The following is a 19,663-nucleotide window of genomic DNA, read 5'->3' as shown; positions in this document are numbered from 1 at the left end:
TAATGGGGAAACGCAAACATGAGCCGTTAAGTGACGGCCCGGACTGGAGCTTTGAGCTGCTTGAGCAATATCAAGCTGAGATCAAGCGGGTCGCGGAGCATTACCGGCTTGACTCCTATCCAAACCAGATAGAAGTGATTACCGCCGAGCAGATGATGGATGCCTATGCAGGAATAGGTATGCCCATAGGCTATACCCACTGGTCATTCGGTAAGAAGTTTATCGAAACTGAGCAGAGTTATAAGCGCGGGCAGATGGGACTGGCCTATGAGATTGTAATTAACTCAGATCCCTGTATCGCCTATCTGATGGAAGAGAATACCGTCACCATGCAGGCATTGGTGATGGCCCATGCCTGCTATGGTCACAATAGCTTCTTCAAAGGTAACTACCTGTTCAAGACCTGGACGGACGCCAGCTCGATTATCGATTATCTGGTATTTGCCAAAAACTATATCGCCGAATGTGAAGAGCTCCACGGTTCGCGACAGGTGGAAGATATTATCGACTCCTGCCATGCACTGATGAATTATGGTGTCGATCGGTATAAACGTCCGGTGGAGATCTCTTTCCGGGAAGAGCAGGTGCGACAGAAAGAGCGGGAAGCCTATCTGCAAAGTCAGGTTAACGACCTGTGGCGCACTATTCCCAAAGGCCAGCAGGAGGAAGGTCAGGTCCAGAAGAAACGTTTTCCCGAAGAACCTCAGGAAAATATTCTCTACTTTATAGAGAAGCATGCGCCTTTGCTTGAGCCCTGGCAGCGGGAGATTATCCGTATCGTCCGTAAAATGGCCCAGTACTTCTATCCTCAGAAGCAAACTCAGGTGATGAACGAAGGCTGGGCGACCTTCTGGCACTACACCATACTCAATCACCTGTATGACGAAGGTAAAGTGACCGACCGCTTTATGCTGGAGTTCCTGCAAAGCCACACCAGTGTAGTGGCCCAGCCGCCATACAATAGTCCTTATTACAGCGGAATTAACCCCTATGCGCTTGGCTTTAATATGATGGTGGATATTCGCCGTATCTGCGAAAACCCCACCGAAGAAGATAAAGCCTGGTTCCCTGAAATGGCGGGCAGTGATTGGTTGGAAACCCTGCATTTTGCGATGCAGAACTTTAAGGATGAGAGCTTTATCAGCCAGTATCTGTCGCCCAATATCATGCGCCAGTTCAAGTTTTTCGGCATCAATGATGATGACAGTAAAAACTATCTGGAGGTCAGCGCCATTCATGACGACCAGGGCTACCGTGATATTCGTCAGATGTTGTCCCAGCAATACAACCTGTCCAATCTGGAGCCCAATATTCAGGTGTATAACGTTGATGTATCCGGGGATCGCTCACTGACGCTCAGATATGTGCCGGTTAACCATATCCCACTGGCAGACAGTCATGCAGAAGTCCTTAAGCATCTTCATCGACTCTGGGGCTTTGACGTCACGCTGGAGCAGGAGTGCGACGACGGCACTATCATCGAGTTGGCAGCTTGCCCGGTGAGAACCGAAGAGTCATCTTAGTTCTGCAGCCTCAAACAAAAACACCGCCATCAGGCGGTGTTTTTTATGCGCAACACAACATTAAGAGTTGTCCTGGGCGATATCCGCAGGCATGGCATCACGCAGTTGCATCCACATCTTACCCGAGTCAATACCATAGCTACGCATCAGCACAGGCACCTGTTCGTAATCACCGGCCTGAGCAAGCAACTCCAACTTCTGGTAAAACGCCAGCGCCAGTTGTCTCGCTTCAGGGCTGGTGAAGTAATAACGCCCTACTCTGCTGTAAAGCCCTTTAAACCCATTCAGGATAAGCACGTAAAGTGGGTTTCCTGAGTTAAAGGCAAACGAGTGATGCAGATTGTAGTCAAACTCTGCATAGGCATCAGGAGTGTCGTCCATATCGTGGATTGCACTGAGGGTTTCCAACGCTATCTGAGGGCTGTGACGCAGGGCCCCACGAAAATAGATAGCACTAATATTGGTGCGGGCAGACAGGAGTTGATCTACCAGCTCTGGAAAGCCTTCCGGGTTTAGATCCGCAATGGTTTCCAGAATATTGAGCCCTGAGGTCTCCCAAAAATTGTTCACCCGGGTTGGCTTACCGTGTTGAATGGTCAACCAGCCATCACGGGCCAGACGCTGCAGCACTTCTCTCAGGGTTGTCCGTGTGACCCCAATCAACTCGGACAGCTCGCGCTCAGCAGGTAAGATGGACCCGGGAGGGAATTTGTTTTCCCAGATAGATTGCACTATGTACTTCTCAGCAAAGCTGGCAGGCCCTTTGGCATTGATTATCATCAGCCGTTAATCCAATGGTTATGCATATTTATTATGGAGGGCACTCATCATACCAGATGGACAAAAAATGAAAACCACTGGAGCAAAATCGGGATTAAGATCAAAAGTTAATCGCATTTTCTTGGTCAAATTTGAAACAAACAAATATAGTCAGCTGCTGAATTTGCAGTGCAGCTCTGCTTTTTAATATTTAGCAATCGCTAAGCCACTACATTCAGAGTATCGTTTGCGGTACACTTTTGCCCCGCCGTCAGGCGTGCAACATTTTCACAAACAACACTTAACATTCTTTTGTTTTAGAGAGGGTGCCATGCCTTTGACAATGAGTCAGGCGTTTATTGGTAACTTCTTGGGTAACTCACCCAAGTGGTACAAAATCGCAATTCTGTCGTTCTTAGTAATTAACCCGATACTCTTCTATATCAATCCATTCGTCGCCGGATGGGTATTGGTTATCGAGTTTATCTTCACTTTGGCGATGGCGCTTAAATGTTATCCATTGCAGCCCGGTGGCCTGTTGGCCATTGAAGCCGTCTTGATTGGCATGACCAGTCCAAGCATGGTGCTGCATGAGATTGAAGCCAACCTGGAAGTATTGCTGTTGCTGGTCTTTATGGTCGCCGGTATTTACTTTATGAAGCAGCTGCTGCTGTTCGGCTTCACCAAGATGATCACCAAGGTTCGCTCCAAGCTGGCCGTATCTTTGCTGTTCTGTGGTGCATCTGCTTTCCTGTCTGCCTTCCTGGATGCGCTGACCGTAATCGCAGTCATCATCGCTGTGGCTGTGGGCTTCTACGCCATTTACCACAAAGTGGCATCTGGTAAAGATTTCGGTGCTGATCATGACCACACCAATGATGGTCAACAGGCCCTGAACACTGAAGAGCTTGAAGCTTTCCGTGGCTTCCTGCGTAACCTGCTGATGCACTCTGGTGTAGGTACCGCTCTGGGTGGTGTATGTACCATGGTGGGTGAGCCTCAAAACCTGATCATTGCAGCACAGGCCAACTGGTTGTTTGCAGAGTTCTTTATCCGTATGTCTCCGGTGACCATTCCAGTATTATTTGCCGGTCTGACAACCTGTTTCCTGGTTGAGAAGTTCAAAATCTTCGGTTACGGCGCTGAGCTGCCTGAGTCTGTTCGTCAGATCCTGTGTGACTATGACGCTCATGAAGATGCAAGCCGTACCAACAGAGATAAAGTTAAGCTGATTGTTCAGGCACTGGTTGGTATCTGGCTGATCGTGGGTCTGGCTTTGCACCTGGCTTCTGTGGGTCTGATCGGTCTGACCGTTATCATTCTGTGTACTGCGTTTAACGGCATCACCGACGAGCATGCTCTGGGTAAAGCCTTTGAAGAAGCACTGCCATTTACCGCACTGCTGGCAGTATTCTTTGCGGTTGTAGCCGTTATTATCGACCAGAAGCTGTTTGCACCTGTGATTCAATGGGCGCTGGAGTTTCAAGGCAACATGCAGCTGGTGATCTTCTTTATCGCCAACGGCCTGCTGTCTATGGTGTCTGATAACGTATTCGTGGGCACCGTATATATCAACGAAGTGAAAGCCGCCCTGTTGAGTGGCCAGATCACCCGTGACCAGTTCGATATGCTGGCCGTGGCCATTAACACAGGTACCAACCTGCCGTCAGTTGCCACACCAAATGGTCAGGCTGCGTTCCTGTTCCTGCTGACTTCAGCACTGGCTCCGCTCATCCGACTGTCCTACGGTCGCATGGTATGGATGGCCCTGCCATACACTATCGTACTGTCTGTAGTTGGCCTGCTGACCATCGAAACCGGTTTCCTGACCGAGATGACTCACTATTTCTATGAAATTGGAGCACTTGGTCACCACACTGCCGCTGAAGCCGTTTCTTCTGCAGTGGGTCATTGATCACAGTTGACCTGAAAAGGTGACTTGAGTAAAGTCCTGAAACGCCCGCAAATGCGGGCGTTTTTTCATTGGTTCAGGAGTTTACCGTGATAGGACTAACCAGATTCGCCCAATCCCGCCTCGCCTGGTATCTGCTTGGAGGCAGCGCCCTTCTGCTTGAGGCTACCGCCCTATTTTTTCAATATGTCATGCACCTGAACCCCTGTGTAATGTGCGTCTATCAAAGGGTCGCAGTACTGGGTATTTTGCTGGCCGGCCTGCTGGGCAGCATTGCACCGAAGAGCATGCTGAGATTTCCCGCCTATCTGCTTTGGATAGTCAGCGCTGGTTGGGGGCTTATGCTGGCAACCGAGCTTTACAATATCCAGTCAGATCCCTCTCCTTTTGCCACCTGTGACTTTATGCCCAACTTCCCCGAAAGCCTGCCGTTACATGACTGGCTGCCACAGGTATTTATGCCTACCGGAATGTGTACAGATGATGTTTGGGGCATGCTGGGACTGTCCATGACCCAGTGGATGCAGATAGCCTTCAGCACCTATCTGATTATGGCTGTGGTTTTTCTGCTGCCTTTATTCAGAAAAGCAAAATAGGCGTCAGGTTTGCCCGCTTCTATTATTGGGCAAGCGCGATAGTCGCGCAAAATCAATATTGAACACAGGGTAACGCAATGGAAGGTCGCACTCAGGTGCGGCCTTTTTTATGGCGAAAAATCCAGAGAAGAATAGGATGAATGACGGAAAGGAATGGGAGTGTGAGCCCTTGGTATGAATTGGATGAGCATCTCATCATACGCCCCCCTAATTAGCGGAAGGCCCACTTAAAACGGGCTTTCATAGATAAGTCGGAGAAGCAGGGATTCAAGCCCTTGATATGAGTCTGGATGGGTACCCCATCCATCAAACTTCGAATAGCAAAAAGCCCGCTTAAAACTAAGCGGGCTTTTCTAAATATGGCGGAGGAGCAGGGATTTGAACCCTGGATGGGCTATTAACCCATGCCGGTTTTCAAGACCGGTGCATTCGACCACTCTGCCACCCCTCCGGATGACGGGCATAATAGCCAGCGACCTTTTGCTTGTAAACAGTAATTTTGTATTCCCCTGACTGTTCGTCGAAATTTAGCCCAAACCGGCAGTTTTTCATTCGAATCTAACCTTTTCATTACCGCGTGATATCGGATAAACGCAAAACCGGACTGAGGATGAATGGAATGTGCTAATATCGCCGTAATTTTTCGAAAAAAAGATAAACATGACATCTACCAAGATACCGGTGACCGCGCTGGCGCCGCAATACGCTTTTGGCCAGAGCTCAGTGCCATCTGCAGAAGCTTTACTTGTTGGTCAGGAACGCCTGCAAAACACCATAAAACTCGCCTTGGCTTCCGGTCAGAACCTGTATATCGCCGACTTCAGCGGGATCGCTCGTAACTTGCTGCTGCATTCCCTGCAACAGCAATATAAGCAAAGCAGCTGGCAATATCTGAGAGGCAATATTCGACGCCAGGATCTTATCGGCCAACGTCTTGCAGATGGTTCGTGGGCACCAGGTGCTCTGGCTAAATCACAACACCTGGTCATCGATGCTGAGTCATTGATCAAACGAGAAAACCTTTGGGAACTGTTATGCCATTGTCTGGAACACAATCAAATCCAGCTGGCCAATGGTGACACCATAGCCCTGCAAGCCAAAGTCACTCTTATCGGCAATGGTGAGCTGTACGCGGGGTTGAGATATCAGGAAAGCCGCTTCATTGAACTGTTTCCCCTGCTGGCCGAAATGTCCCATGAACTGGATCTCGGCAGACACAGCGTGGATGAATACGCCGCCTTCTTACATGCCCTCGCCAGTTCCCGTGAGCTGACACTCCATGAGTCTGCGCTGCAACCCTTGTGTCAATTCAGCGCCCGTCTCACAGAACATCAGCAGAGATTGAGCCTGAGCTCGGGAGAAATGGTACGACTGTTAGCTCAAGCAGCAGCTTTAAGTGGAAACCCTCACCTTAATGGCGGAGCCATCCAGGCAGCGATGGAGGCCAGACAGTTCCGACACAATGCCTCAGAGCTGTTTGCTGCACAGAGTTTTGATGATGCCTTTATCAACCTGCCCACAGAGGGTGAAGTTATCGGCCAAATTAACGGCCTGACCGTTATCGACTCTATCGATTTTTGCTACGGCGAGCCCGCGCGCATTACCACCTCAGTACATTATGGAGATGGTGAGGTTGCTGATATTGAAAGAAAATCCGAACTTGGCGGAAATATTCATGCCAAAGGCATGATGATTTTGTCCGCCTGCCTGTACCGGATATTCGGTCGTGACGCCCCGCTGCATCTTAATGCCAACATTGTATTTGAGCAGTCCTATCAGGAGATTGATGGGGACAGTGCATCTCTCGCCGAGTACTGCTGTTTGATTTCAGCCATTGCTGAACAACCCATCAACCAGTCGTTGGCCGTCACTGGCGCACTGGATCAGCTGGGTAACGTCCAGGCTATTGGTGGCGTAAACGAAAAAATTGAAGGTTTTTTCAACCTGTGTTTCCGCAGAGGATTGACGGGTAATCAAGGGGTTATTATTCCCCGGGCTAATCTCCAGCAGTTGAACCTGCCCAGCCGCATCATTGAGGCTGTTAATGAAGGTCAGTTCCACCTTTATCAGGTCGCCCATATGGATGAAGCCGTTGAGCTGCTGATGAACAAACCTGCTGGCGAAGCAGATGAAAATAACAATTTCCCTGATGAGACACTGTACGGATTAGTGCAACAAAGACTCGATAGACTGGCAGGCCATGGGGAAGAGGAGCCAGGCTTTTGGGAAAGGTTGAGATCCAGATTGGGATTTTCCAGCTGATCGGAGTTGTTAGGCGTACACCTGTTCGCTAATCTTGGCGTCAACAAAATCAGGAGTACCTATAACAATGACTAAAGCTAACAGTTACAGCAAAGAAGAATTGATGGCCTGCGGGTATGGAGATCTGTTCGGACAAAACTCCCCTCGCCTGCCCGTAGACAATATGTTGATGCTGGATCGCATTGTGACCATCAATGAAGATGGTGGCGAATTTGGCAAAGGCGAAATCATTGCTGAACTGGATATCAACCCTGATCTTTGGTTCTTTGACTGCCACTTCCCGGGTGACCCTGTCATGCCTGGCTGTTTGGGCCTTGATGCCATGTGGCAGCTGGTTGGCTTCTATCTGGCCTGGGAAGGTGCACAGGGTAAAGGCCGTGCATTGGGCGTAGGTGAAGTTAAATTTACCGGCCAGGTGCTTCCAGGCGCTAAAAAAGTGACCTACAAACTGAATATCAAGCGTACCATCCACAGAAAACTGATTATGGGCATCGCCGACGCGACACTGGAAGTGGATGGCCGCGAAATCTACAGCGCGACAGATTTGAAAGTAGGCGTGTTCTCAGACACCTCTACCTTCTGATTCGCCTTCACAAAGCCACCTGTTATCGGGTGGCTTTGACTCTTATCTGCTCCAAGGTTTCCTTTCCGTTCCAACTCTTTTTGCCTCATGTGGCAGTTCGTTGCTTGCTTCCTGCACTTGCCCCACGGGTAAGACTCACCAGAACACTCCTGCGGCACTTAATGCCTATCCTGGAACATGAGACCGACATAACGCCTGAATACGGTCAGCGGGCGACTCTGAGCACCCTGCGCTGCTTTCTCCCGGCAGTTCGAACTCAGATAGCATAATGGCGTTATCTCATGACTCAGGCTTAAGGTATCAGCGCATTTCCAGACTGTGATCACTCTTCTATGCAAGCAGCGACCGGGAGTGACTGAGTTTGATCAGGCAATAAAAAAGCGCCCAGTGGGCGCTCTTTTATCAAGGTTTGCTTAGCGTACCTTACGGTCTTCGCTCATCAGCTCTTTAAAGGCGTTGTAAACACCTTCAATGACCTCATTGTCCAGTGGCTCATCTGAGATGCTGCGCAGCAGGATACGGGTTTGGTCAGGGTTATCTGTGTTTTCCAACAGCAGACGGTAACCACCTTTCTCCAATGGCAACTCTTCGTCACCCCACAGTGAGCTCCAGAAACCTGAGTCATCATCATAGTTGATAAAGATCAGTTTCTTGCTGCGGTCCATATCGGCGACTTCGAAGCCCATCTCAGGCAACACAATACGCAAACGGTTCCACACCTTATCGAAATCAGCTTCGGCCAGATAATAAGCCTGCTCAGTATTTTCCAGTTCAACCTGAATACCCAGGCTTTCCTGAACTCGCTTGGCACGCAGTGCTTTGTCACGCTGCAGACTCATATAGGCAATCGCAGAGTTCAACATATCAATGGTATAGCGACGTTTGTCTTCACCGGTCAGCAGCGAGTCCTGAGCGTCACCATCATAGCTTTCCTGGTGATCCAGCAGTTCAATCACAATGGCTCCGGTACGGCCGTGTGGACGAACCTGCACGTCAAAGCGGTACTTCTGCTTAAGGCTAAACACCTTATCAGAGCCAAACATGCTGGAGTCGACCACTTCCTGGTACTCAATCCAGTCTGTATCGATCACACCTGACTCATAGTTCTGGCTGGCAACAGCAATCTCTCGCTTGGCCAAAAAAGCCAGCAGATAATCAAACATTTCACGCTTAAGATCGATTTGATTGTCGACAGACTCAACCACAATCTTGATGCTGTCGCTGCCCTCTTCAACATGAGTGCCCTCTGCCATTGGCAGAACCTGCAGAGGAGGACGAATATCCAGTTGGGTGCCGACTAAAGTGGCATCGGCCTTGGGGCCCAGCTCTGGAATCGCAAATTCGCGACTGTATGTCGGCGCTTTTAATCCGTCAGGGATAGCCAGCTCAGCGCGGCCGGCACCTGCATTCAGGTACTCTTCGTTGCCATTGGCCTGACGGCGTTCCATTGGTGTACTGCATGCTGCCAGGGTAGACACCAGCAGCACAGGGGTAAGATGCTTGAGCATGTATCAGATAACCTCTATTTGGGCTTTTTCCATCGCTTGCACTAGTTGACCATGATAAGTGTCGGAAAGTTCAGTCAAAGGTAAGCGAATATAGTTATTATTAATCAGTCCCATGCGGTGGACTGCCCATTTTACCGGAATTGGGTTTGCTTCACAGAAGAGGTCCCGGTACAAACCGCGTAATGGCTCATCATATTGACGGGCAAGTTCAGCATCGCCTTTAAGCGCCGCTTCACACATAGCTTTAAATGCCTTTGGCGCCACGTTATTGGCCACAGAGATAACACCGTCGCCACCCAGTAACAAAAACTCACAGGCGGTAGCGTCATCGCCACTGTACAGCTTAAAGTCTGCGCCGCAAAGCTCACGTAACCGACTGACACGCATAAGATCGCCTGTCGCTTCTTTCACACCGATAATATTCTCGACCACAGACAACTCCGCAACCGTCTCAGGTAACAGATCGACAGCGGTACGGCCGGGTACGTTGTAAAGAATTTGAGGCACATCAGTGCTGGCAGCCACCGCTTTGTAGTGTGCGACCAGGCCTTTTTGTGTAGGTTTATTGTAATAGGGAGTCACGCCCAGCATGGCATCAACGCCTGCTTTGGACAGTCCCAGAGTCAGTTCAATAGCTTCAGCCGTGGCATTACCGCCATTACCTGCGATAACTGGGATCCGACCCGCGACTAATTTTACAGTTTGAGCAACGACTTCAACATGCTCAGCTACCGGCAGCGTGGCCGACTCACCAGTGGTACCGACAGAAACGATAGCATCCGTTCCTTCGGTGATATGAAACTCAACCAATCTCTCCAAACTGGCGTAATCGACTTTACCCTCTGCCGTCATCGGCGTGATCAGGGCAACTATGCTTCCGTTTAACATCTGACTTCCCCAAGAATTCTGGAGAAGCTATGGTACTGATGCTGCAGAATAATGACAAGCGGCCACAGGGCTATCAAAACGAATAACTTATGGTAGCATTATTGGCCGCTGAACCTTCTGGTTCACCGCAGCTGAACTTAGATGTCGAAATACAACGAGGAAAATGCATGACCAACTACCTGGTCGTCACGGCCATGGGGGCTGACCGTCCCGGTATAGTCAGTAAGCTGGCACGTTTAGCCAGTGATTGTGACTGTGATATCGTCGACAGCCGCATGGCGATATTTGGAAACGAATTTACCCTGATCATGATGGTTTCAGGCTCCTGGGCTGCAATTACCAAAATAGAAACCAGTCTGCCCGGTCTGAGTCTCGAGATGGAACTGCTGACCGTCATGAAGCGCACCTCCAAACATACTCCTCAAAACTACATCTCCCGCATTGAAGTGAACTTCCAGGGCAGCGACCAACGCGGCACCATGAAGCAGATTACTCAATTTCTTGCTGACAGAGCGCTGGACCTGGGCGCTGTTCGGTCTCACGCGGAAGAAGATGAACAGGGTAACCAACACCAATCCATTTTTCTGGCCATCAATATTCCTGAAAAAGTTGAACTGGAAAAGTTGGAACAGAGTATTTATGAGCTCGCAAAAGAGATGTCACTGGAGTGCTCAATAAAGCATATGCAGGGTATTGAGGCGTCCTGATATCGCCAGTCGAACTAGAAAACCAAGAAGGAAATGCCCATGAAAACATTGGTAGCCGGTGATAAGGCCCCCATGTTCACGCTTAAAGATCAACAGGACAATCAGGTTTCTCTGGAAGAATGTCTGAAAAAAGGTCCGGTTGTTGTTTACTTTTATCCCAAGGCGCTGACCCCAGGCTGCACTGTTCAGGCCTGCGGACTGCGCGATACCAAAGCCGAATTGGATGCCATGAATGTCACGGTACTGGGTATCAGCCCGGACCCTGTGGCCAAACTGGCCAAATTTGCAGACAAGCATGAACTCAACTTCTCACTGCTGAGTGACGAAGATCATGCTATCGCTGACGCATTTGGCGTTTGGGGCGAAAAGAAGTTTATGGGCAAAATCTATGATGGTATTCACCGCCTGAGCTTCCTGGTGGGTCAGGATGGCAAAGTCCAGCATGTGTTCAACAAGTTTAAAACCAAAGACCATCACGAAGTGGTGCTGAACTATCTGAAAGGTTAAATTAAAAAAGGTCCCGCGGGACCTTTTTTGTTTTACATCAACCAAGCATCTTCATGTAAGGCCACATCAGGGCCACCGCGATACTCCACATAGTCAGACAGATAAACCTGTCCAATATCCGCCACGCGACGGGCTTTTCAAATAAAGGTCCCAACAGGCGTGCACCAAAGCTCAGACTGAAGAACCACAGGAAGGACGCCAATATAGCCCCGGCACCAAACCAGGGACGCACTGTATCATCAAACTGAGTACTGATACTGCCCAACAGCACTACAGTATCCAGATACAGATGCGGATTCAGCAAACTGATCCCTAGCGTAGTCAATACCGCTTTTCTCAGGGTATCAGCCCCCTGCTCCTGCTGCAGATCCAGACCTTTGGTCCTGAAGGAATCCCTAAGTGCATTAGCCCCGTACCAGATAAGGAATATGGCACCACCAAAGCTGGCCAGATGCTTAATCATGGGCATACCGGTGATCAAATGCCCCAGGCCCATCACACCGGCAGTAATCATCAATGCGTCTATGATTGAACACAAAATGGCAATGGGCAGCGGATAACTGCGTTTAATCCCCTGCTTGAGCACGAACGCATTCTGTGCGCCAACAGCCATGATCAGGCTGCCACCTATACCTATACCTTGAATAAATGCTGTCTGCATGACTACTCCAAAAGTCATATCCGATAACCGATGACGCCAGAGTACAGGCAACAGAATCACAAGTTAAACTAATATTTTTTATACTCCATCAGTTTTGCTAATATCCATATAAATTCGGCAAAATATCGTCATTCATGTTTGATTATCTGCAACTTAAAGCGCTGGCTACCGTTGTCTCTGAAGGGGGCTTCGAACGGGCAGCTAAAGTGCTCAACATCACTCAGTCAGCTGTGTCCCAAAGGGTCAGAACCCTTGAGGAGAAAATCGGTCAGTCGCTGGTGATCCGCAGTGTACCTGTGGAAGCCACCCCTTTGGGTAAGCGACTGTTGCGCCATTATGCTCAGGTAGAGATGCTGGAGCAGGAACTGCAAGCAGAAATGGATGGAGATGATCCCTGTAAGCCCACCACAGTGAGCATAGCGGTTAACGCAGATACTCTGGCCACCTGGTTTCTACCCGCCCTGTCTCCCCTGTTCAATCGGCGCAATTGGCTGATGGAATTGATTGTGGATGATGAGTCCTACACACATAACCTGCTGCGTAATGGTGATGTGGTTGGTTGTGTCACCACCACAGAAGAGGCGCTGCCCGGGTGTAAGAGTGACCCACTGGGAACCATGGAGTATCTGTGTGTCGCAACGCCTGAGTTCAGGGACAGATATTTCGCTGACGGAATCAATAAAGAGGCACTGCTGGCGGCCCCTGCTGTGATATTCAGCACCAAGGACAAGCTCCATCACATGTTTCTGAAGCGCTATTTCGAGCTGGATGAAGTCAATATCTGGCAGCACACCATTCCCTCATCAGAGGGCTTTTTGGATGCCGTTCGAAATCATATGGGGTATGGCTTGGTGGCCCATTTGCAGGCCCAGCCGCTGCTGGAGACCGGCGTGTTGGTAGAGTTGACCCCCAGGATGAGGAAAGAGGTGCCCCTGTATTGGCAACACTGGAACATCAAAGCCAAGCAGACCACACTGATCTACCGGGCTTTGATTGCCAGCAGTCGCCAGTTACTCCTGAGTTACTGACCAACCCGGGATTCTAGCTGATGCTTGTCGGCAGCCTCCTGCTCTCCCGGATCAGCCGGTGATTGCGGCGGTAACTCGGGCCAGGCATTAATCACGGCCTTAATAAGCGATGCCAGAGGGATAGCAAAGAACACGCCCCACACTCCCCATAACCCACCGAACACCAGCACGGCGGCAATAATAATCACAGGGTGCAGATCGACGGCGTCGGAAAACAGTAAAGGCACCAGCAGGTTGCCATCCAGCGCCTGAATGATGCCATATCCCAGCATCAGATAAGCGAACTCTGAGCTGAATCCCCACTGGAAAAAAGCGACCAGAGCAATGGGCAGGGTCACCAAAGTGGCGCCAACATAGGGGATCAACACCGACAGTCCGGTCAATACCCCGAGCAAGGCGGCATAACGTAAATCCATGATGGCAAAAAAGATATAGCTGGCTGCGCCAACGATAATAATCTCCATCACTTTACCGCGGATATAGTTGAATATCTGCTGGTTCATCTCCTCCCACACCTTACTGGCCAATTGACGATTGGCCGGGAAGAAACGTTTGGCCCCCAGCATTAACTCCTCCTTGTCCTTAAGGAAGAAAAACACCAGCAAGGGAACAAGAATGGCGTACACCATAAGCACCAGTACTGAGGCTGAATACCCAAGCAGGTGTTTACCCAGATCCAGCAGGTGTTGGGTATCCATCAGTTTGCGAGCCTGTTCCACCATGGTATCCAGCTGCTCAGGGGGAATATATTTGGGATACTGGCTGGCAAAATCTTCCGCCATCGCCAGGCCCTTCTCCAGCATATTGGGCAACTCACTGAGCAGCGACAGTCCCTGTTTCCACAAGCTGGGGATCAAACCAAATACCGTCAGTAACATGACCCCCACAAACAGCACCAGCACCAGCGACGCTCCGGCAGTCCGGTTAACACCAATTCTGGACATCTGGGCTACGGGCCATTCCAGTAAGAAAGCCAGCACCAAAGCCACAAAAATCGGAGCCAGGATGCTGGCGCCAAAGTAAATCAATGCGGCAAGAGCAATCAGGATAAAGACCAGAGTGACGGCCTGCGGGTCGCTGAAGCGCTTCTTATACCAATGCTGAACAAAACTAATCATGCCACGTCCCAAAATTTGTGTGATTGCAAACAACAGACAGGAGACTGGTGCTCCTTTGATGAATTTATCGGATCTACTCTGGTTAGCCTGGAGGAAATTGTAAATCCGTATTGCGTAAAGTTTATATCATGAGCAAGCATTGAGTCGGTTTGACCAAAACCAACACTCAGCCCTCTGATTTGGTGACAACCAAAGCAAGCGCGCCTTCAGCTGTAATGGAGGTTTCCACACTGTGCCCCTGTTTTTTTAAAAATGCGGGAACATCTGAGCGGGAACCTTGGTCTGAAAGCAAGACATGTAATTGCGAACCAGGAGCCAATCCTTTCAGTGTCATTTTGACCCTGACCAAAGGAATCGGACATCGGAAAGCAGTTAAATCAATAAATTCCATAATGATCTTGCTATCGGTAAGGGACGGCCATTATCCTAACTTGCGACTTAAACCTCAAGTCACAGACCCGGCCCCTTCCACTGAGAATGAATATAAAGGACTCGCTTGCGTATATTGAAGCCTTCTCGTTTTGCCCACACTATGGTGGCCGCAGCCCTGAGTTTGACAATGACAGGTTCAGTATTGGCAGACAGTTTCCGTCCTGCCAATGGTTTTTCCGGTAATGACCTGCCGGACTTAGGCACAGCTGCCGTCAACACTTTCAGTCTGGAAAAAGAAAACCAGATAGGCGATGCCTATATGCGGGTGATTCGGGCCTCTGCCCCCGTGGTCAATGATCCTGTACTGAATCAATATCTGACTGAACTGGGCAACAAACTGGTAGCCCATGCATCTGATGTTAAAACCCCTTTCTATTTCTTCGTGTTACAAAACGATGAAATCAACGCCTTCGCCTTTTTCGGTGGTCATGTGGGGATTCACACAGGCCTGTTTCTAAACGCCGATAATGAAAGTGAACTGGCGTCCGTGCTGGCCCACGAAATTACCCACGTCACCCAAAGACACCTGGCCCGCTCATTTGAAGCTCAGGAGAAAGCGGCTCCTGCCACAGTGGCCGGTATGCTTGGCGCAATTCTGCTGACCATCGCTGCCCCTCAGGCAGGTATGGCGGCGCTGGCGACGACCCAGGCACTGTCAGCGCAAACCAAGATCAACTATACCCGTCTGCACGAAAAAGAAGCTGACCGTATCGGTATGCAGGTGATGGTGGATTCAGGCTTCGATCCCAATGCCGCCGCAGATTTCTTTGGCAAACTGGCGACCCGATACAGATTTACCACCAAGCCACCTCAGATGCTGCTGACTCACCCATTACCTGAATCCCGTATCACTGAAGCCCGTAACCGCGCTACCCGCTACCCAGACAGGTATGTTCCTGATGCACTGAACTTCCAGCTGGCGAAAGCCAGGGTACAGGTACGATTCTCCAGCTACAGTGAGGCCGCTGCGCTGTCTCTGTTTGAGCAACAGTTGACCAAGAAGAATTACGCATTCAAGGAAGCCGCGTTGTATGGCAAGGCGCTGGCACTGTTCCGTATGGATGAATTCGAACAGGCTGAAGAGATTATTGATGAGCTGCTTCGCGGTGACCCCAATAACCTTTTCTATCTGGACACCAAGTCCGATCTGCTGGCCCAGCGCAAAGATTATGACGACGCCATCAATATGCTGGTTGCCGAACGAGAGTTAAAGCCTACCTCTCAGGTGGTCAACATTAACCTGGCTCATATCTACAATGAGGCCGACAAGGAAGATCAGGCTATCCCCTTGTTGGAAGATATGATTTTCCTGGATAAAAACAATCCGCTTCCCTATCAGTTGTTAACGGACTCATATAAGAAGGCTGGCAACAAATCGATGGAACACTTTGTTATGGCGGAAACCCTGGCATTGGCAGCTGACTACAAAGGAGCTGTTGACCAGTTGAACTTCGCGTTTCGCGCTGCCGAAGGGGATACCCTGCAGCAAGCCAGAATTGAAGCCAGGATCCGTCAGTTCAAACAGGCTGAACAAGCACTCGAAGCCCTGAAGTAAGCTCGCTGACAACAAAGCCGGTTTTTTAACCGGCTATTGTCTTAATCGAAAATACCGCACTATAAAACCGGATTACGCTCACAGTTTTTGGTATCATTCCGCCAATTAGATCAATAACAAAGGATGGTTTCCCCATGACTCAAGCCACCATTTACCACAACCCCCGTTGCTCCAAAAGCCGCCAAACTCTGGCACTGCTGGAAGAGAAAGGTTGTGATATCACCATTGTTGAATATCTGAAAACTGCCCCTGACGCAGATGAAATTAAACAACTGATGAAGCAGTTGGGACTTGCCGATCCCCGTGAAATGATGCGCACCAAAGAAGCGGAATATAAAGAGCAGCAACTGGCCTCAGTTGCGGGTGACGACCTGATTGCCGCTATGGCAACTACCCCCAAACTGATCGAGCGCCCAATCGTAATCATTGGTGGCAAAGCGGTATTTGGCCGCCCACCGGAAAACATTCTGTCACTGCTTTAAGGAAGATCATGAACACAGGGACTTTGTTTCAACTATGCCGCGCCGGATATATCGCCCTGTTATTGCTGCTGTCCGGATGGTTTATTGGTCAGGGCTTGTCGGGAGAATACTCGCTGCTGTTCAGCCTGCTGTGGATTCTGCCACTGCTGCTTCCCCTGAAAGGTGTTATTCAGGGTAATCCATACACCTATGCCTGGGGCGGATTTATCCTCTGCCTGTATCTGCTTCACAGCTTAACACTTCTGTATGTCGCGGATGGTGCGTTTCTATTTGCCCTGATAGAAACCCTGTTGCTGCTTGCTCTGCTGACCGGATTTTCTTTCTATGCCCGACTGCGGGGAAAAGAGCTTGGGCTTGGACTGAAAAAGCGCAAATAGCCCACCAATTCCAACAGACAAAAGGTCGCATTCGCGGCCTTTTTTGCATGAACACAAGCTGATCCTCACCGCCTGACCAGGGGTATCAATTTACTATTCCAGCGCTTGAATCAGCTTTGGGCGCAGACATGAAAGCAATCAATCCAACAACAGGTCATTTATCAACACCCACACATTTTTGCCACCTGAAATCCCCATGCTATATTCAAGCTGGCAAAGGAAAAATAACAACAATGGAGTGCCCGGCCCATGAGGAAGTTACATATTCTGACAGCAGCATCACTGCTCACGCTGACTGCATGTGGCGGTGGTGGTGACAGCGATGATGGGGGCGTAACCCCGACGCCTCCCCCACCTCAACCCTCGGATAACCTGCAAGCATGTAGTGGTGATATCCCGGGTCTGAGCAGTCAATCAACCGATACAGATATTCAATTCTGGCTCGAGCCAGCCTATACCGCTGCGCAGCCAGCCAGTATAGTGGCCACAATTCCGAACAGTGTTGGCGCCCTGTTCAAGTGGCGCCAACTCAGTGGCACCAGTGTTGAGTTGGTCAGTAGCGAAAGCCCCGTACTGGCAATGGAACTCCCGCAAAGCGGTGACTATGAGTTTGAATTGACGGTAAACCGTAACGGTCAACAACAGACCGCAAGCGTTAACATTACCGCCTCCGCGCAAAATACCAACGCCCTGAACGTACGGCTGGACCATCAGGTGGCCGAAGGTGATGGCATCAGTCTGCGTCTGGATGATACTGGAGCCAGCGGTGATGCCTCCTGGTGCCAGGTTTCCGGGCCTGCGCTGAAGGCTGATCTTGATAATGCAAATAGACCGCTGATGACAGCACCTCAGGTCAGCAGCGACAGTGTGATCCACATCCGGGCCAGCCGCAACAATCAGACAGACGATGTTTATCTGTTGGTAACAGACGAACCAGCCATAGGCAGTAATGCCCTGTTTGATACTCAGACGGCCAGAGTCCATGCCTATAACCCAGACTCAAATTACGCCTCGGCCGTAGAGAAGTGCATCTATAACACGCAAGTCAGACTGGCTCAGTGTACCGTCAGTGAACTCCCTCTGTTGGGACAGGTCAACAGCACGCCAAACCTGGACAGCATTATGAACAGAGTGCTGGTATCTCATGATTGGATGGGTGATAACTTCAAAGCGTTTTTGCAAAACAAAGACCCGGACGGAGATTTTGCCCAGCTGCTGCAATCTGTCACTGCTGTGGTGATCAGCTATGATATCCGCCCATCTTTTTATTGGGTTGCAACCGGTGCGATATATCTGGACCCTTCAGATCTCTGGCTGACCCCCGCTCAGAGAGATACCATCAATGAAGCACCTGACTTCCGCAGTGGCTTTGGTAATGACCTGCAGTTCCTGATGCCATGGCGATATATCAAGGACAATGATTACGCCAGTGACTACTACAGCCCGGCAGTCAGAACGACCCGAACCCTGGATGATATTGAGCCGGATCTGGCCTCTTTGCTCTATCACGAGCTGGCCCATGCCAATGATTTCTTCCCATCCAGCATTCATAACAGCATCAATGCAGCCACCCTCTATGATGAGTTTGTCACCCGCAATGACCAGAAGTTGCTGATTTCAGATCAGCTTACCAGCGCCTACCCACTGCAAAGCAGTGAAATGCGGGGATTAGCTCAGGTGAGGTTTATGGGTGAAACCGCCAACGCGACTCAAAAGGCTTATCTGCCAGCGGATATCACCAGCTTCTTCTCCAACGATATCGCCAGCGATTTCTATGCATACTCCACCACAAGGGAAGATGCCGCCATGCTGTTTGAAGAAGCTATGATGAGCCACCGTCTTGGTATCCAAAGAGATGTGGCCGTTACTAACTCTCCAGAGCAGGTTTCTGCTGAAACTGTCATCGTGGACTGGGGACAAAGGGGACGCATTGGCGACAACACTCTGCAGTCCCGGGCGGCACTGGTACTGGATAAGATGATGCCGGGGATAGGTGGCAATACTCTGGTTGCAGGCTTACCAGAGCCCGTGCAAATGAACGCTGGTCAGAGCTGGGCCGCCAATCTGGTGCTGGGATCGAGTCAACAATCCTCAAGAGTATCGGCCAATAGCCAGCAGACTGAGATCCAGCCTCCTTTGAGACTGAGTGGTAACCGTCACAGACTGCCAACGAACGACAATCAGTAACTGTCTATCAAAACCAAAAAGGCCGCGTTAAACGCGGCCTTTTACTTATCGAATCAAGTTAGTCCATATCTTTCAGTGGCCAAAGCACTATGTGATCTTCAATATCCCGCACGCTGGATTCACATACTACCTTACCCTGTACACTCATTCCTGCGGCGTGCATAGCATCGTCAGAGCCGGTAATCAGCGGGTGCCAGGATGGCAGGTCCCGGCCTTCATTCAGGCGCTTGTAGGCACAGGACTCAGGGAGCCAGGTCAATTCAGAAATATTATCTGCCGTCACCTTGGTACACTGAGGAACATGAATAAAGCGAGTGCCATAATGGGTGCACTGGCAATTTTGACGATCAAGCAGCTGGCAGGCGGCATTGGTGTAATACAGCTCTTCAGTCTCATCGTCGATTAGTTTGTTAAGGCAGCACTTACCGCAACCATCACACAGGCTTTCCCACTGTTCATCAGTCAGTTCAGCCAGTTTTTTCTCTTTCCAGAAAGACATAGCACTCGCAGAATTATTGGTTCCAAAAACAACCGCGCTATTCTACATCAAAAGCTGAAGCATCAGGCGTTTGCGAACC

Annotated in this window: 19 protein-coding genes and 1 tRNA gene; 12 read left to right on the top strand and 8 right to left on the bottom strand. The window is 50.0% G+C overall.

Annotated elements, in window-relative coordinates; all coding sequences use genetic code 11:
* Positions 1-2: 2 nt before the first annotated feature.
* Complete coding sequence (locus L2725_RS13670) at positions 3-1,523, top strand: SpoVR family protein (protein ID WP_249249468.1); 1,521 nt, start codon at positions 3-5, stop codon at positions 1,521-1,523.
* Positions 1,524-1,583: 60 nt separating this feature from the next.
* On the opposite strand, the gene fadR is transcribed toward L2725_RS13670, so the two are convergent.
* Entirely contained in the window at positions 1,584-2,303 is a 720-nt protein-coding gene (gene fadR, locus L2725_RS13665) for a fatty acid metabolism transcriptional regulator FadR (protein WP_249249467.1), read from the bottom strand.
* Positions 2,304-2,613: 310 nt separating this feature from the next.
* Here fadR and nhaB point away from each other — a divergent pair, with 310 nt between their 5' ends.
* Complete coding sequence (nhaB, locus tag L2725_RS13660; protein WP_249249466.1) at positions 2,614-4,197, top strand: sodium/proton antiporter NhaB; 1,584 nt, start codon at positions 2,614-2,616, stop codon at positions 4,195-4,197.
* An 86-nt stretch (positions 4,198-4,283) separates the two neighbouring features.
* Positions 4,284-4,790, top strand: coding sequence for a disulfide bond formation protein DsbB (gene dsbB, locus L2725_RS13655; protein ID WP_249249465.1), 507 nt, complete (start codon positions 4,284-4,286; stop codon positions 4,788-4,790).
* Positions 4,791-5,150: 360 nt separating this feature from the next.
* On the opposite strand, the gene L2725_RS13650 is transcribed toward dsbB, so the two are convergent.
* A tRNA-Ser gene (locus tag L2725_RS13650) sits at positions 5,151-5,241 on the bottom strand.
* 209 nt (positions 5,242-5,450) lie between these two features.
* Between L2725_RS13650 and L2725_RS13645 the strand changes: the two genes are divergently transcribed.
* Together L2725_RS13645 and fabA are read left to right on the top strand one after the other, a co-directional pair.
* Positions 5,451-7,052 (top strand): AAA family ATPase, encoded by a 1,602-nt coding sequence (locus L2725_RS13645; protein WP_249249464.1) that lies wholly within the window; start codon positions 5,451-5,453, stop codon positions 7,050-7,052.
* A gap of 67 nt (positions 7,053-7,119) precedes the next feature.
* Positions 7,120-7,635: a bifunctional 3-hydroxydecanoyl-ACP dehydratase/trans-2-decenoyl-ACP isomerase gene (gene fabA, locus L2725_RS13640; RefSeq protein ID WP_115137747.1), complete on the top strand. Its 516-nt coding sequence runs from the start codon at positions 7,120-7,122 to the stop codon at positions 7,633-7,635.
* Positions 7,636-8,048: 413 nt separating this feature from the next.
* Here the strand turns inward: fabA and bamC are convergent, their stop codons facing one another.
* Together bamC and dapA are read right to left on the bottom strand one after the other, a co-directional pair.
* Positions 8,049-9,143 carry an NlpB/DapX family lipoprotein gene (gene bamC / locus L2725_RS13635; RefSeq protein ID WP_249249463.1) on the bottom strand — a complete coding sequence of 365 codons (1,095 nt, stop codon included), beginning with the start codon at positions 9,141-9,143 and terminating at the stop codon, positions 8,049-8,051.
* A 3-nt stretch (positions 9,144-9,146) separates the two neighbouring features.
* On the bottom strand, positions 9,147-10,031 hold the full coding sequence (dapA, locus tag L2725_RS13630) for a 4-hydroxy-tetrahydrodipicolinate synthase (protein WP_249249461.1): 885 nt from the start codon (positions 10,029-10,031) through the stop codon (positions 9,147-9,149).
* 167 nt (positions 10,032-10,198) lie between these two features.
* Here dapA and L2725_RS13625 point away from each other — a divergent pair, with 167 nt between their 5' ends.
* Both L2725_RS13625 and bcp read left to right on the top strand, forming a co-directional pair.
* Positions 10,199-10,738, top strand: coding sequence for a glycine cleavage system transcriptional repressor (locus L2725_RS13625; protein ID WP_249249460.1), 540 nt, complete (start codon positions 10,199-10,201; stop codon positions 10,736-10,738).
* 39 nt (positions 10,739-10,777) lie between these two features.
* Positions 10,778-11,245: a thioredoxin-dependent thiol peroxidase gene (gene bcp, locus L2725_RS13620; protein WP_249249459.1), complete on the top strand. Its 468-nt coding sequence runs from the start codon at positions 10,778-10,780 to the stop codon at positions 11,243-11,245.
* A gap of 37 nt (positions 11,246-11,282) precedes the next feature.
* On the opposite strand, the gene L2725_RS13615 is transcribed toward bcp, so the two are convergent.
* A complete protein-coding gene (locus tag L2725_RS13615; protein ID WP_249249458.1) occupies positions 11,283-11,906 on the bottom strand; it encodes a LysE/ArgO family amino acid transporter in 624 nt (207 codons plus the stop codon).
* 134 nt (positions 11,907-12,040) lie between these two features.
* Between L2725_RS13615 and L2725_RS13610 the strand changes: the two genes are divergently transcribed.
* A complete protein-coding gene (locus L2725_RS13610; protein ID WP_249249457.1) occupies positions 12,041-12,934 on the top strand; it encodes a LysR family transcriptional regulator ArgP in 894 nt (297 codons plus the stop codon).
* Here L2725_RS13610 and L2725_RS13605 read toward each other — a convergent pair.
* Positions 12,928-14,052: an AI-2E family transporter gene (locus L2725_RS13605; protein ID WP_249249456.1), complete on the bottom strand. Its 1,125-nt coding sequence runs from the start codon at positions 14,050-14,052 to the stop codon at positions 12,928-12,930. The genes L2725_RS13610 and L2725_RS13605 overlap by 7 nt on opposite strands.
* Before the next feature lie 166 nt (positions 14,053-14,218).
* Positions 14,219-14,443 (bottom strand): sulfurtransferase TusA family protein, encoded by a 225-nt coding sequence (locus L2725_RS13600; protein ID WP_248937120.1) that lies wholly within the window; start codon positions 14,441-14,443, stop codon positions 14,219-14,221.
* A gap of 141 nt (positions 14,444-14,584) precedes the next feature.
* Between L2725_RS13600 and bepA the strand changes: the two genes are divergently transcribed.
* From bepA to L2725_RS13580, 4 genes are all read left to right on the top strand, one after another.
* Positions 14,585-16,039, top strand: coding sequence for a beta-barrel assembly-enhancing protease (gene bepA, locus L2725_RS13595; protein WP_115137738.1), 1,455 nt, complete (start codon positions 14,585-14,587; stop codon positions 16,037-16,039).
* A 134-nt stretch (positions 16,040-16,173) separates the two neighbouring features.
* On the top strand, positions 16,174-16,521 hold the full coding sequence (gene arsC / locus L2725_RS13590; RefSeq protein WP_249249455.1) for an arsenate reductase (glutaredoxin): 348 nt from the start codon (positions 16,174-16,176) through the stop codon (positions 16,519-16,521).
* 8 nt (positions 16,522-16,529) lie between these two features.
* Positions 16,530-16,898, top strand: a complete 369-nt coding sequence (locus tag L2725_RS13585) for a DUF2069 domain-containing protein (protein ID WP_115137736.1) — start codon at positions 16,530-16,532, stop codon at positions 16,896-16,898.
* A 249-nt stretch (positions 16,899-17,147) separates the two neighbouring features.
* Positions 17,148-19,085 carry a PKD domain-containing protein gene (locus L2725_RS13580; protein ID WP_249249454.1) on the top strand — a complete coding sequence of 646 codons (1,938 nt, stop codon included), beginning with the start codon at positions 17,148-17,150 and terminating at the stop codon, positions 19,083-19,085.
* A 58-nt stretch (positions 19,086-19,143) separates the two neighbouring features.
* Here L2725_RS13580 and L2725_RS13575 read toward each other — a convergent pair whose 3' ends face one another.
* Positions 19,144-19,584, bottom strand: coding sequence for a YcgN family cysteine cluster protein (locus L2725_RS13575; protein ID WP_248937118.1), 441 nt, complete (start codon positions 19,582-19,584; stop codon positions 19,144-19,146).
* Positions 19,585-19,663: the final 79 nt, after the last annotated feature.

Source organism: Shewanella corallii (genome assembly GCF_023349125.1).
Taxonomy (GTDB): Bacteria; Pseudomonadota; Gammaproteobacteria; order Enterobacterales; family Shewanellaceae; genus Shewanella; species Shewanella corallii.
The sequence above is the reverse complement of the archived record's forward strand: the minus strand, read 5'-3'. Positions and strand labels throughout refer to the sequence as shown.

Coding starts and splice junctions, on each gene's coding strand:
- L2725_RS13670 (WP_249249468.1), top strand. CDS start 3: ATGGGGAAACGCAAACATGAGCCGTTAAGTGACGGCCCGGACTGGAGC.
- fadR (WP_249249467.1), bottom strand. CDS start 2,303: ATGATAATCAATGCCAAAGGGCCTGCCAGCTTTGCTGAGAAGTACATA.
- nhaB (WP_249249466.1), top strand. CDS start 2,614: ATGCCTTTGACAATGAGTCAGGCGTTTATTGGTAACTTCTTGGGTAAC.
- L2725_RS13645 (WP_249249464.1), top strand. CDS start 5,451: ATGACATCTACCAAGATACCGGTGACCGCGCTGGCGCCGCAATACGCT.
- fabA (WP_115137747.1), top strand. CDS start 7,120: ATGACTAAAGCTAACAGTTACAGCAAAGAAGAATTGATGGCCTGCGGG.
- bamC (WP_249249463.1), bottom strand. CDS start 9,143: ATGCTCAAGCATCTTACCCCTGTGCTGCTGGTGTCTACCCTGGCAGCA.
- dapA (WP_249249461.1), bottom strand. CDS start 10,031: ATGTTAAACGGAAGCATAGTTGCCCTGATCACGCCGATGACGGCAGAG.
- L2725_RS13625 (WP_249249460.1), top strand. CDS start 10,199: ATGACCAACTACCTGGTCGTCACGGCCATGGGGGCTGACCGTCCCGGT.
- bcp (WP_249249459.1), top strand. CDS start 10,778: ATGAAAACATTGGTAGCCGGTGATAAGGCCCCCATGTTCACGCTTAAA.
- L2725_RS13615 (WP_249249458.1), bottom strand. CDS start 11,906: ATGCAGACAGCATTTATTCAAGGTATAGGTATAGGTGGCAGCCTGATC.
- L2725_RS13610 (WP_249249457.1), top strand. CDS start 12,041: ATGTTTGATTATCTGCAACTTAAAGCGCTGGCTACCGTTGTCTCTGAA.
- L2725_RS13605 (WP_249249456.1), bottom strand. CDS start 14,052: ATGATTAGTTTTGTTCAGCATTGGTATAAGAAGCGCTTCAGCGACCCG.
- L2725_RS13600 (WP_248937120.1), bottom strand. CDS start 14,443: ATGGAATTTATTGATTTAACTGCTTTCCGATGTCCGATTCCTTTGGTC.
- bepA (WP_115137738.1), top strand. CDS start 14,585: ATGGTGGCCGCAGCCCTGAGTTTGACAATGACAGGTTCAGTATTGGCA.
- arsC (WP_249249455.1), top strand. CDS start 16,174: ATGACTCAAGCCACCATTTACCACAACCCCCGTTGCTCCAAAAGCCGC.
- L2725_RS13585 (WP_115137736.1), top strand. CDS start 16,530: ATGAACACAGGGACTTTGTTTCAACTATGCCGCGCCGGATATATCGCC.
- L2725_RS13580 (WP_249249454.1), top strand. CDS start 17,148: ATGAGGAAGTTACATATTCTGACAGCAGCATCACTGCTCACGCTGACT.
- L2725_RS13575 (WP_248937118.1), bottom strand. CDS start 19,584: ATGTCTTTCTGGAAAGAGAAAAAACTGGCTGAACTGACTGATGAACAG.